The organism is Agarivorans aestuarii (genome assembly GCF_019670125.1).
Taxonomy (GTDB): Bacteria; Pseudomonadota; Gammaproteobacteria; order Enterobacterales; family Celerinatantimonadaceae; genus Agarivorans; species Agarivorans aestuarii.
Window position 1 is genome coordinate 2,816,536 of record NZ_AP023033.1, and the last position, 12,983, is coordinate 2,829,518.

The following is a 12,983-nucleotide window of genomic DNA, read 5'->3' on the forward strand; positions in this document are numbered from 1 at the left end:
GCAATAACCGTTCCAGTCAAAAAAATAGCGTTTTATTTTGGGTATAGTTATTGCTTAGCCTTGAGATAGGAGGGCCTTATGAAACAGATAATTCTTTTAGTTGGGATGCTTATTAGCATGTCAACACAGGCAATATGGTACGAGGCGAAAGGCCAAGCCACCATCGTAAATAACGACTTTGAGCAAGCCAAGAGCATAGCCACACAAGATGCGGTTAAACAGTTATTGTTGTATTCGGGGGCGTCTGTCACCAGCATCAGCAAAGTCTCTGGCGGGCAACTCACGCTTGATCAAATTGAAGTGGTCTCCAAAGGTTCCTTGCACAACTTAACCGTGTTAGATGAAGGTAATCACGGCCAGCAATACTATATTATCTTACAAGCCGACGTATTCCCGGCCTCCAGCCAATGTAAGGCCAGTGGTTATAGTAAAAACATGTTGCTACTCCCTCCCTTCTTAAAGCAACAGCATCAAGCGCGTGTTGGCCAACTACAAGAATTGTCACCCGCTGTTGAACAACGAACCTACGACATTGCTCGCCAGGTGGGTAATCAGTTCAACGTAAAGCCCCCACCTAAATTACCCCTAAACTATTACAAGCCGGGAGAGCACAACTACAAGGGTATTAAAGACGTAGCAGATCGTTATGGCGCGCAATATCTGCTTGGCTTAGAAATCGAGAATATTTCGCTAGACCAAGTGCACAAACCTAAATTTATAAACCTTAGTTATCCTCAACGTTACTTTGTGGTTAATGCCAGGGTATACAACGCCATTGATTTAGAAGAAATATACAACAAGCGCTTTTCGGTAAACGCTCCTTGGGAGTTTGACGCCAGAGAAGTGGTATCACCCCACTCTGCCGAATTTTGGTTATCAGCCTATGGCGAAACAGTAAACTCTACCTTGCAACAAGTGGTGACCGAAGTAGATGCCCTGCTCGCTTGCCAACCCTTGCAAGGCAGTGTGGTAAAAGTTCTTGGTCCTGATCGCTGGCAAATCAATTTGGGTAAAGCTAACCAACTCAACCGCGGCATGCTGTTAAACCTTATCCATCAAAACTATCACTGGGGTAACTGGGATATTCCGCGCCAAGAACAAATCATGGCCGATAGCATGGTAAGAATTGAGCAAGTGTATCAAGAGAGTGCCATCGTGGTAGCGGTAGACCCAAGCATGACTGCGAATATCCAACTTGGTGACTTAGTAAGCAAACAGTAAGGCTTGGCTTTTCATAAGCTTAAAGCTGAGTATAATGAAACCGCGCATTATCAGTGATAGTATGCGCGCCTTACTTTGCGTCCCCTTAGTTCAGCTGGATAGAACAAGGACCTCCTAAGGGAGCAATAATAGTATTTGTTGCTAATAATTATCATGCAGGTTTTTCTCGAATTATTAGCAATCACCTATAACCCATTGTTATAAAATCACTTTTCAACACGCCCTCGCCTAAAAATCAATCAGATATTAATTCCCGCTTATATCTTGACAATTTGAAATTGTGCTATATGGCGTGCTATATTGCACTCATCTGGCTATAGATAGTGCTATATCGATATACTAAAGGATTCTGGGCTAATGGGTTTAAAGAGAGTCAAAAAAGAAGATTTTGTTCTTTCTGACTATGTCAAAAATGGTTTGCATACGAAGAAAAGCACATCTTTCGTTTTCAAAGTTGATGAAATCAAAAAGCTCCCTCTCTTAGACAAGATGGAGGGTAAAGACGAGACTGTTGATCTGTTTGATTACAGTGAAAGTCGAAAGGGTTTTAGCCTCGTACTCAGAATTTCCCACAGTAAGAAAACTTTCTACCTCAAGGCCAGGGCTGGCAAAACAGTTGCGCGTGGCGCGATGCGAAAACTCGGGGATTTTGGATACAGAACAGCCAATCGTTCTCGACCAGCGAAGGGACTTATTGAGCTTTCAGAGGCCAGGAAAAAGTTTCATGAACTTGCCGATCAGTTAATGATTCAAAGTGAAGAAGCTCGTGAAGTAGCCGATCTGACTATCAGAGATTATCTTGAAACTCTGTATACTCATGACAGAGACAACTACAGTGTTAAAAGCGGCAAGCATCACCCTCTAAAGCCTGGAACTGTTGAACAACTGATTCAAGCGTTTCCGCACTGGATTGACAGAAAAGTTGGCGACGTTAAAAAAGAGTGGGTTCAAGAGTTTGTCGATCACTGGGACTCATTACATCTCAAAGATCCCGAAACTGGCAAGCCTGTTCTCGATCCTGTCACAAACAAGCCGGTATCAACAAATAGCTCGGAAACCCGACGCAAAAAGTACACGATGCTGAATGCGATGTTCAACATGTGTGCTAAGCGCGGATACATACCTAGCAACCCCATCGATGGTCAAATCGGACGCTTTCCCAGATCAAAATTCAAGTCAGATGTCAGCTACGACTATGTGTTTGAAGAAGTCATAGAGCACTTGTTTAATAGTGAAGACATTAAAGGCTCACTGGCCGGCAAAATCGTGATTGCCACAATGATTTTGACCGGAGCCAGGAATGCGGAGGTTTACAAAAACTACACGTCTAATTTTGATAGCAAAGAACGCACAATGTTTATCCCTGCGGAGATCAGCAAAAATAATGGTCAGCGCAAAGTAAAAATTGAAAACGACACGTACTGGGAATTTGTAGCTCTATATCTTGAGCAGAATCACTTTATCAATCAGTTCGATCACATGTTTCCAAGTACAAAGAAAAATGGACATGCTACTGAATCTATTTATCGCCCTGTTTGGGAAACATTAAAGCCTGCATTCAATCAAGAAGGACGCTTATACGATGTGCGCCACACATTTGCTCGTCGAGTGACTAAAGAATTTGGCATATCTCAAGCAGCAGAAGTACTGGGAGATAGCATTGAGACTGCGCACAATCACTATGTACAAGGCGATGAAGAAGAGAAGTTTGCCAACATGGCTGCGATACAGCAGACATCAAGAGAAATCGAAAAGCCAGCTCAAGCAGATTTTGAAACGCCAGCAAAAGAACCTCCTGCGCATCAACAAGACTCTTCTGAACAGATAGTAGAAGCGAATGAAGAATTCATGCCAGAGCCAGTCTTGTGGCTGTTCAACATGTTTAAAAATGGCAAGGTACTCCCCACCCCCAATCAGATCTATGCTTCACAGTGGCAGCATTTCGTCGGCTTTGTAACTAAAAAACATGAGCGCTCAGATCTGGGCGAAGAAGTCGAAGATTGGTTGATGATGCAGTAGTTGTGACCAAACAACAGCCAAGTAAGACTGATCTGGACAAGATTTGACTGAAGAAGAAAAGCTTGAGCTAGTTAGTTCTCGTTTTGAAAATATAGATTAACACGATTGATGAACAGTGACGAACTGTAGTAACCCATACTCGATCTTACACATCCGCTGGTTAGTCACGACTAGAGCGTACAGTCAACCTGCTGGTATCGTAACTCACAATTGGACAATGATTTACTGATTTTCGGTAAATGCTTCCGTAAAAAATATCTTCATAACTTAATCGAAAGGCATACGACGGCGTTAAAGTCTCAAACAGCCCGCAACCAAGGTGTGGCTTTAGACCATCATAACCAACTAAACACAATCAAGTTAAACCGACTTCCAACATGGAACTACAACCGTCCATATGCAAACCCACCTTTAGGTAGAGGTAAAACAGTTCTCTTAGTAGACGACATTTGTACTAAAGGCTGGTCACTGGACGCTGCTCGTAAGTACATCGAGAAGACCAACGCTAAAACAATAATGGTTACTTGGCTTAAAACTATTAATACAAACTACTGTCCGATTGGTGATTTAGGTAACTTCGACCCCTACGAAGCAAACCAATTTGCTAACGTTCCAATGGCGCAAGAGTACAATTACCATAAGTACTTAGTGGATCACAACGCCTCAGAGGAGCTGGGTGAACAGTTGGAGCAATACTTAAACTGGGACTGGCCTCAATAACTTACAGATACAAAGAAAGAGAGGTTTCAAAACCTCTCTATTTTTTTAGATAAATATACAGTCCAGCTTGTCGGTAAATCACAACCGGTTATGGTCTTAGCGAATCAGGTAGTTGTTAACAACATATGGCCCTCCTTCTTAATCATAAATTCAATCAAATATGAATTGACACATGGCCATATATGATTATTATTGCAATTAGCCTAAGCCTTAGAGGTAATCATATGTCACGTAATATCCAATTCTCAGATGAAATATTCTCTCGCCTTGAGAAACTTGCCGTAGGCTTTGATACTCCGGAAGCTGTCATTGTTCGCCTGTTAGACCAAGTAGAGGGTAAGCCTGAATCAAAACCTTCACTTAGCTTTTATCCTGAAGATGAAGTTGAGTTCAAACAACAATTGTTAGATACCAAGGAAGCTGAGGTTGTAATCTATAAAGTTGATGGTTCTCGAGAGGTTAATCATTGGAAAGCAAGCCGCCTTTCGGACTCATCTAATTTGAGAGGTAATCTGTGGTCTGGTCCACTTAGAAACTGGAAAGATAAGGGGATCCAGAAAGTTGACCTATCTATCCTACCAAAGGGGTTGAATATACCGGATGATGAGACAGCAACAACCAAGGCTTTAGCTATGGAATTTCAACTTACCTATGATGAAATGGATTCTTTAACCTACGAAGTTGAAAGTAACTCAAGTGATGATGACTTGATTTATAACTACATTATTCAATTTGATGACAGTAATGACCAATCAATCCTAGCCAAGATTGATGGGCTGTCTGAACACCTGTGGATTGACGTAGATACATCTGTTCTAGACTAAAACAATCAAATACCAAAACGCTCTCAACCGATATCCGAGAGCATTTTAGTTTAACTGTCTAAAGCAAAATGGATTTGAGAACCTAGAAGGTGTCTAGGATTCTCAGGCCTTACCATTCAGACGAACAAACTGGCCCACTCCCGCGAAGCGGGCCAATCTCAAAAAGAAACCAACTAACCAGCCAATTCATCCTTGTTGATAGAAGTCGCTTTAACTTTAACTTCAGAGCGACTTGAGCCCGGCTCTTGATACAAACCGACATCCGGAATATCTAAGCTCTCTTCTTTCTTTGCCAGTTCAATCTTCCGCTCTAGCATTTCAATCATTTCATCTTGCGGAGAGGATTCAGGAAACTTCCCGTTTTTCGCTTTGTATGCAGTGCGATAAGTACGCTTCATAACACGAACATCTTTTAGCTGATACTCAAGCTGTTCAGCTTTTGTTTTTTTCATTAGTATCTCAGTGATTTCAATATTCGCTTTCTCAATCAGCTTTTCATAGTGTCTTATTTTTTGAGATTTAGTCATCCCTGGGCGACCTGACCCATCATGTTCTTTGCCGAACTCGCTTTCATCTTCTGCTTCAATTTTTTGAATAGTTGTTACTTGTCGACGAATGTATTTTTTCAAGCGCTCGATTTCATCAGCTTTCTTACGCCCTGCTTTGTCTTTAACTTTATAGCCGATGATGTCGCTTTCGTGCCAAGGCTCCACACTCTCTTTAGCTTCAACCTCGCGATATACTTCAAGTGATGTTTTGTATTTATCCAACGCTCTGCGTTGAAGGGTTGCCAGCTTTACAGGTGGCCTACCCATCCGTTTTTCTGACTCAGCAAACTGCAATTCTTTATCTCGCTGAAGCTGTTCGAACTCTTCAGTTAGCGTTTCTTGATAAAGCTTGTGATCACGCGAAGCACGACTTCTCGCTTTGTCGATTTCAGATGTTTTCTTTCTGCCGCGTGTTTCAACTTTCTCAGTCATGCTGCTCTCCAACTTTTTAATTCGACGCCGAGCATACTATTTTTATTCGCAAATATAAATATAGCAACCAACCAACAAATATCCAAAAACAGTCTAAAAAAACCAACCAATCAGCATCCAAAACCTAGAAGCCAAACCTTAAATTAAAAACGACTCCACCCCACTAAAAAAAAGCCTTTGCGAGCATAACTCACACCAGTGTGAGGGAAACTCACATGAATGGGTCTGTTTTAATTGACAAGCAATCTAATTGCCATTATTAAACGAAAAAGTATTGGTAGACAATTATTGTAACTTGGTATAATAAAACTATATTAAGAAATTCACTCTCTGTGAAAGCGAATGCAAAAGAGATGGTTTCAAAAATTTTAGGAGTATGTTCATAGCCAGCTATCTTTTTAGTACCTACTTTCTCCTTCACTCCGTGATTCAAATGTGTACTAAAAAATTGGATGCTCAAAGCTGAAGCTTCTGCGCAATGAACGATAAAAGGAAGTCCCAAAACAATACAACACAATAACTAGAAAGCGATATAGAGAGGTATCTATCATGAACGCTTCAAATACAAAACTCGGCGCACCAACTAAAGCTGACGAAGACAAACACAGCAGCTACATTAAGCTCTACTTAACAGCTGTTCAGAAAGACTGGATTAAACAGCAACAAAAAGCTGCCGGTGTTAAAAGCACTTCACGCTTTCTCTTTAAGCTACTCGCAGAAGCAAGCTTAAAGCGCCAAATCAGCTTCGCTGTAAACAAGCAAATTAACACCGACCTACAACTTCAACTTTCAAAGCTCGGCAACAATGTAAACCAAGCAATCGCATTTCTGCACTCAACGGGTGACACGCAATACATCGAGCAAACAAAGCGCGAACTAGAACTTGTGATGATGACTTTACAGCAAGTCTCAGCTGAAGTCAGAACGCATGCTGACAAGCAGCCAGCGCCTGAATTCCCACACTAAATTGAGCACAAACCTGGGGCTCTCAGAGTCCCAAAAAACCAATAACTAAAACTATAAATGGTGAACACTATGTCTGTATTCAAAGCAACAATAAGAAGATCTAAAGCCGAGCCAACTCTCGTTTACATGTATCGCGGTGACAAGCACGAACACGAGATAAACCTAATCCGTCACATCGGCGGCAACATCTTCTCGCCAGATCCAATCATTCGCGACGATATCACCGGCCTGCCGCTGGAAGTCGACTTAGAAATGATGATTAAAGAGTTTGAGTTTCATGCAGATCTGCATGATGGTAAAGGTGAGAAACTATACAAGCACTACATTGTCTCTCTCGCACCTGGCGAGACTCTTGAAGATCACGAATGGCTTGAGCACATCCAGCAAGACCTCATGCCATCCCTAGACTACGACGAATCAACCAAGTATGTGATCTGTAGACACAGTGATCGCGATAATGAGCACTGTCACATATTTGCTTGTTTAGTGAAAGGCGACGGCTCTCTTGTTAAAACAAACAACGATGTTTTCAAGGGCTTAGAATCTATGCGCAGACTAGAGAAGAAATACGGCCTGCGTGAACTTGAATCACCAGAAAACAACTGGGGTCACCATTACTCAAAAGCAAAGATGAAAGGCGCAAATAGCGACAGAGAGCTTGCTATAAAGCGCGATGATGCTGCAATCATCCGAGCTCGCTTTAAAGCCATCGAAAGCCAGAACGGTGGCAAGCTGCCAGGCACTATGACGAAGATGGTTTTCGCGCTAGCTCGTCGCGGTGTTGATGTTAAGTGCAGACAAGACGACAACGGCAATATTATTGGCATCTCATACTCAGCAGATGGCGGGTCTTTCATCAGTGGTTCTAAAGTAAAAGCAACAAGACTCAGCTTCAAAAACCTTCAGCTCAAAGAGCGCGTAAGCTACGTCCCGGAACTTGACAACACAGCCCTTCTGGGCGAGTGGAAAGACGCTAAAGAGTTCACTATTCAGCTTCAAATTACAGCTAGTCAATTCAAGCGAATCAAGGCAAAACGCCCGCCGAACCGCGCATACAAAATCAAGAATCGAGATTGGAACAGGTACTACGTTGATCTTAGCTTCTGTCGCTCAAATTACGAAAGAGACTTGGCACTACTCTTCGCTGAAATCGTCAAGCTCTTCGATGTACTATTTGGGTCTTTAAGCGACGCAGACTTTAACTTCATGATGAGACTTGAGCATCAGCGACAGTGGGAAGCATACAAAGCTGAGCTTGCTGAAATCTATGAACCGGCACAAGAAAAAGTCTATGACGCTGAAGAGTGCTTTGGCCTTACTATCGAACTCGATGAAGACACAGAATGGCGATACGAATCTCAAGATACGACTTTCGATTCCAAATTTACCGCCTGTTTCTAAAAGACAATAATAATGAAAAAGACCATAAACTTTAAAGAACACAGCACCGAAGCAGCATCTTTTGTTGCATTTACAGCGTACTTACAGCGCGATTCTAAAATGGCAGCAAAAGTTTCTACATTAAGGATGCTTAAAACTGTTTGTCGAATAAACTTTGTTGACTACAAAAAAATCGAAAATAACGAATACGAGTTTTTCTCAGACTGGATTGAGCGATATGGTTTATACGTACATCATCTCTACGAAGAGATCATTGCTATTCGTGATATAACTGTGTCACTTCATCAACCCAAAGAGCGTTTCCTAGCTCAAGCTGAGCGGATATTTTCGGCCGTGCTCAATCATGCTGGACGAGACAACTTCGACGACAACATAGGTAATCTAGATCTAGCACTTGCTAGACTGCATTACGAAGTTCTCAAAACAGCTGAAAACGAAGAACTAGAATTTCTCGATAAACCAGTTATTGACTCGTCAAATAGAGAAATTAACTTGTGTGATTCGTTAGCCTAAAGAAAGTCAACGCCCCAGTGTTATAGGTGGAACGACGGGTTTAGGCTAAGATGCTTTTGTATTGGCTAACCTTGGCTGTGAAGTCATTATGCTGGAGCGCTCCTCCTAGGTTGCCGCCTTAATGGCTGATGGACTACGGCGGGCTAAAACCGATGCCGATATTGGCCAATGGGCTGGCCAACGTATGCGCCTAATTTATGCCAACAATATTGACATTCTCGCACAACAGAACTTGCAAGCAGATTTAGTCTACCTAGACCCAATGTATCCGCATCGTAAAAAATAGGCTCAATTAAAAAATAGAAATGCGGGGTTTTCTGTTATTGGTTGGAGCCTACTTAGATGCTGACTTGCTTTTAGAACAAGGTTTAAAGGTTGCCCAAAACAAGTAGTGGTTACAAGACCCTGTTATGCAGAGCCGTTAGCGGAGAAAGTCGCCTACATCATTTAAATACTAAAACCCACCGCTTCGATATTTATTCACTAATTTAGTCGCTCAAGTAAGTGATAAAGCCACTTGAACAATTGTTTTAGGCCTTGTAATTACTCAAATTTTGGCGCCTATTTGTCGAGGGTTTTGGGCCGATGATTATTGGAAGTCATTAGATATTCGTGATAAAGGACGGTAGCTTGTAACACCATTATGGCTGAAAGCGCCATTTCTTTGATCCAGATCGCGGTTGGCTTTAGTTTAAGTGAGTTCGATCTGGTTTCTTATGATTGACTGGAAAAATGCTTGCATCAAGAAAACGCTATCATTACTCTAACTTCATCGTTCCAAGGATTGGCACGATATCGAAAGAAATAAAATCTGACCTTTGTTGACCGACAGAAAAATAGGAGATGCCATTGCTTCTCCTTTTTTTTCGCTCGAAATTTATGGGAAGGAATTTTATACCATTCAAAGTTCGAGGGATACGCCCTTGTAAATCCAATGAGCGGAATAATTCATTACTCTAAAGTTGGATTCAGAGCTAAAAGCTTGCAGATTAACAAGACCTAAGTTTTCGTCATATTTTCTATTTCAAAGGTAACAGTCTTTTTATTCAAGCAGCAATAATTCATGGCTACACCTAAGCCATTACAGCCTTTGAACATTGCACCAAATGATCAAATGTATCATCTTTAATCTTAGACTGATCCGCATGATAATTAATCATATCTAGAACCCAGCGAATATCTATGCTTGGAATACTCGATAAGTTCGAAACAAAATGTTCTAAAACATTAACGAAGTACAAATTAACACCTTGCTGACTCCACAATTGGGTTAACTCTGCCCAACTACTCCCCCTTAGTGATCCTCTTGGCCCTACAGCAAAGACAAGAGACTTACTTCCTGACATAACTGCTTTATTAATTGCGTGCTGAACATCTTCTGGTGTGAATTCTTTGTCTTTAACTTCGATAGTGTGGATTAGCATTCCATTTTCATATACATCGACATCAGACACTTCTTTAGATGACGAACCAGCTTGGTTCACTTTATGAACCTTGACATCAAAGCTTCTTGATTGAGCAAGCCCCATGACATTATATGTAGCACCAACGAGAAGAGCGCACGTTTCACCTTCAAAAGACTGACTTAACAATCCATCAGCAAAGCGAATTAATGAAGTTTGTTGTAATGAAGAATCAGTAGAGATTAGATAATCAGATAAGTTTCGAGATTTGCGTTGAAGTATGTAGTAAACGCAATCTTTTAAACACTGATAGGCATGTTCTGAAGAAGTAAGACTACTCAATACACCGATGGTAGTTTCTAGTAAGCGAGCGTCATTACCTCTTCTTACTGCGTTTAAAGTTGAAAGCTCTGGATAACGCGCAGGCTTATTCAAAAAAGGCTCATTTGACTCACCTAGCCTTCCTCCGAGCAACTCTCGCTCTATAGGTACTAAAACACCATGACAAATCGAGCGTGCATCATAAGCGCCTTGAAGACTTGAACCAGCTTGTAGAGTTATTGCATTACAACTCTCGTTGGTTGCCTTTGCAATTAACCCTGTTGTTAATATATAACGATACGTAAGATGTGTCCCAAGAATTACATCTTCAATTTGCTTAGATTGGAGGCTATTTGGTGTCCAACTATTTTGGTTTACATCAGTAATTGCTGACCTGAGAAGCTTATTTGCTTGACTTGCATTGACGGTGACACTCATTGATTTTCTTCCATGTTTGGTTGACGAAGTCACTGTCTTTACCAGAGATAACCTCAAGAAAGTCTAAGTATTCAATGATGTCTAATCTTCGCTCCAATCTTTCAATCTTTGAAATGTCAGGTTGTGTAAACCCCAACTTTTGAGCAAGCTCTAGCTGTGAAAGGCCCTTTTCTTTGCGAGCTTGTACTAAAAGATCAATAATTCTGCGGTATCTGGAATCATGAATGGTAGATGTTCTATGAGGCTGCATATCGTAAGTATCGATAGTGATTGAAAAAATGTAATAGGCGTCAATTCAATGCCAAACAATCAAATATTCCAAAATCGAATATTTGATTGTTTAGATAAAGAAATATCATTCCAATTCAAGGTAAATAAAGCCGTGGCTTTATGATTAGGGAGGTGGTCTTTCAAAGTGCTGAATTCAGATCTAATTCTAAAAAAGCAACCACTAAATGCTTCAACCTTTCATTGTGTTGAACTCGGTAAACTTTTAAAATCAGCTTTAACTCATAAATATCAACTCGCCTTTCGGCTGTCTCTATCTTTGATATTTCGGACTGAGTCATTCCAAGCTGTTGTGCAACTTCAAGTTGAGATAACCCCAGCCGCTTGCGTTCCTCACATAAGCACTGTATAAAAGAACAGTAATCTTGACTGTAAATGGTCTTAGTTCTACTCATAGTTTAGACACTATGCTATCATTTACAGAATATTCGAAAATCTAATATTTTGGAGTGACCGTGCCAACTGCAATTTCAATGTTTGCAGGTGCAGGAGGAATGGATGTTGGTGTTGTTAACGCAGGCTTTACTGTTATCGCAGCATCCGAACTAGACCCACATGCATCAAATACATATCGTCATAATCATCCTGACACCACCTTAATTGAAGGTGATATTAATGATGAAAAAAACTTCGAAAAGTTAGTAGCTTACGAAGATATCGATCTTGTTGTAGGCGGTCCTCCATGCCAAGGTTTTTCTGTTGCAGGAAAGATGGACAAAGATGATCCTCGCTCACAACTGGTGTTTTCATATTGCTCTGTTGTTGAACGAGTAAAGCCAAAGGCTTTTATCATGGAGAATGTTAAAGCTCTAGGTTCGTTAGCTAAATTTGAAGACGTTCGCGAAGAAATATTTAAGCGAATGAATAAGGCTGGCTACAACGTTACCATGAACATACTAAATGCGAAGGAATTCGGAGTGCCTCAATCTCGAGAGCGTGTGTTTTTCATAGGTACTAAAATCGAATTTCCCGCAGTCGAAATGGCAGCTTTTAATAAGTATAGAGCAGATGCAATTTCACTTAGAGAGGCAATCATACATTTAGGTCGCGCTGGCACGACAACAAACCCCAATTTAACAAAAGCAAAGATTACATTGGCCGCTAATCCTATTCTAAGAAAATCTCCGTATGCAGGAATGCTATTTAATGGTCAGGGCAGACCACTAAACCCTGATGCTTGGTCAAGTACACTTCCAGCTAGCATGGGGGGAAACAGAACACCAATTATTGATGAAGATCACTTGTACGATGGCAAGGAATCTTGGGTTGAAGAACATCATCACAATCTAATAGCTGGCAATCTTGATCCTGAATATAAGCAAGCACCACCTCGATTAAGGCGATTAACTATTGATGAAGCTGCAATTTTGCAAACGTTCCCCGAAAACTATAGTTTTTTAGGCCCCCAGTCTAAAGTATTTAGTCAAATTGGTAACGCTGTACCATGTAAACTTGCTGAGGTCGTAGCTCGAGTAGTTCTCGATAGCATTGATAAGTGCACCACCACCAATGAGTGCTCTAAGCTTGAAAATTTAGAATTAGATCTAACCATCTAAATAATATATTCAATCAAGCTGCTCCAATGGACATTAACTAGATGTACTAAGTCCAAAAGCACCTGACGGTGCTTTTTACGAGTATTTTTATATGTAACTTCAACAACCGACTGTAGTTGTAAAGTGCATTGATTGGCACCAAGGAGCACCGACAGGATTAAAGCATTCGCCGAGACGTTTATTTAAGGGTTTCATTAATCCCCTCCCCTCTAAAAAGCAGGGGCAATTGCGCCCCAGTTGTCAACAAATTCGAATAATCAACCTTGATACATCTGGATTCCTCGAACGATTTCCTTGGCAATAATAGTAACAATCGCTTTCGCCTTTTTTTGC

13 protein-coding genes are annotated in these 12,983 nt (G+C 41.1%); 9 read left to right on the plus strand and 4 right to left on the minus strand.

Features of this window, described 5'->3' with window-relative positions; genetic code table 11:
* Positions 1-78 precede the first annotated feature (78 nt).
* The 4 genes from K5609_RS13100 (at position 79) to K5609_RS13115 (ending at position 4,784) form a co-directional block, all read left to right on the plus strand.
* Positions 79-1,221, plus strand: coding sequence for a flagellar assembly protein T N-terminal domain-containing protein (locus tag K5609_RS13100; protein WP_221074043.1), 1,143 nt, complete (start codon positions 79-81; stop codon positions 1,219-1,221).
* Between the two features lie 357 nt (positions 1,222-1,578).
* Positions 1,579-3,240, plus strand: coding sequence for a tyrosine-type recombinase/integrase (locus tag K5609_RS13105; protein ID WP_221074044.1), 1,662 nt, complete (start codon positions 1,579-1,581; stop codon positions 3,238-3,240).
* Positions 3,241-3,561: 321 nt separating this feature from the next.
* Positions 3,562-3,960 carry a phosphoribosyltransferase gene (locus K5609_RS13110; protein WP_221074045.1) on the plus strand — a complete coding sequence of 133 codons (399 nt, stop codon included), beginning with the start codon at positions 3,562-3,564 and terminating at the stop codon, positions 3,958-3,960.
* A 224-nt stretch (positions 3,961-4,184) separates the two neighbouring features.
* Positions 4,185-4,784: a hypothetical protein gene (locus K5609_RS13115; RefSeq protein WP_221074046.1), complete on the plus strand. Its 600-nt coding sequence runs from the start codon at positions 4,185-4,187 to the stop codon at positions 4,782-4,784.
* A gap of 173 nt (positions 4,785-4,957) precedes the next feature.
* Here K5609_RS13115 and K5609_RS13120 read toward each other — a convergent pair whose 3' ends face one another.
* Complete coding sequence (locus K5609_RS13120) at positions 4,958-5,764, minus strand: hypothetical protein (RefSeq protein WP_221074047.1); 807 nt, start codon at positions 5,762-5,764, stop codon at positions 4,958-4,960.
* 549 nt (positions 5,765-6,313) lie between these two features.
* On the opposite strand from K5609_RS13120, the gene K5609_RS13125 reads away from it, so the two are divergent.
* The 4 genes from K5609_RS13125 to K5609_RS21775 all read left to right on the plus strand — a co-directional run bounded on the left by K5609_RS13125 (position 6,314) and on the right by K5609_RS21775 (position 8,930).
* Entirely contained in the window at positions 6,314-6,730 is a 417-nt protein-coding gene (locus K5609_RS13125; RefSeq protein ID WP_221074048.1) for a hypothetical protein, read from the plus strand.
* A gap of 69 nt (positions 6,731-6,799) precedes the next feature.
* Positions 6,800-8,131, plus strand: coding sequence for a relaxase/mobilization nuclease domain-containing protein (locus tag K5609_RS13130; protein ID WP_221074049.1), 1,332 nt, complete (start codon positions 6,800-6,802; stop codon positions 8,129-8,131).
* Positions 8,132-8,143: 12 nt separating this feature from the next.
* The gene (locus tag K5609_RS13135) at positions 8,144-8,644 is read left to right on the plus strand and encodes a hypothetical protein (protein ID WP_221074050.1); all 501 of its coding nucleotides are present in this window, start codon (positions 8,144-8,146) and stop codon (positions 8,642-8,644) included.
* 121 nt (positions 8,645-8,765) lie between these two features.
* Positions 8,766-8,930, plus strand: a complete 165-nt coding sequence (locus K5609_RS21775) for a class I SAM-dependent methyltransferase (RefSeq protein ID WP_246611851.1) — start codon at positions 8,766-8,768, stop codon at positions 8,928-8,930.
* Between the two features lie 787 nt (positions 8,931-9,717).
* On the opposite strand, the gene K5609_RS13145 is transcribed toward K5609_RS21775, so the two are convergent.
* The 3 genes from K5609_RS13145 to K5609_RS21920 all read right to left on the minus strand — a co-directional run bounded on the left by K5609_RS13145 (position 9,718) and on the right by K5609_RS21920 (position 11,489).
* Positions 9,718-10,806 carry a restriction endonuclease, SacI family gene (locus K5609_RS13145; protein WP_221074051.1) on the minus strand — a complete coding sequence of 363 codons (1,089 nt, stop codon included), beginning with the start codon at positions 10,804-10,806 and terminating at the stop codon, positions 9,718-9,720.
* Complete coding sequence (locus K5609_RS21915) at positions 10,772-11,056, minus strand: helix-turn-helix domain-containing protein (RefSeq protein ID WP_221074052.1); 285 nt, start codon at positions 11,054-11,056, stop codon at positions 10,772-10,774. The genes K5609_RS13145 and K5609_RS21915 overlap by 35 nt, the downstream gene beginning before the upstream one ends.
* A gap of 160 nt (positions 11,057-11,216) precedes the next feature.
* Complete coding sequence (locus K5609_RS21920; RefSeq protein ID WP_221074053.1) at positions 11,217-11,489, minus strand: helix-turn-helix domain-containing protein; 273 nt, start codon at positions 11,487-11,489, stop codon at positions 11,217-11,219.
* A gap of 60 nt (positions 11,490-11,549) precedes the next feature.
* Here K5609_RS21920 and K5609_RS13160 point away from each other — a divergent pair, with 60 nt between their 5' ends.
* Complete coding sequence (locus K5609_RS13160; protein ID WP_221074054.1) at positions 11,550-12,650, plus strand: DNA cytosine methyltransferase; 1,101 nt, start codon at positions 11,550-11,552, stop codon at positions 12,648-12,650.
* Positions 12,651-12,983: the final 333 nt, after the last annotated feature.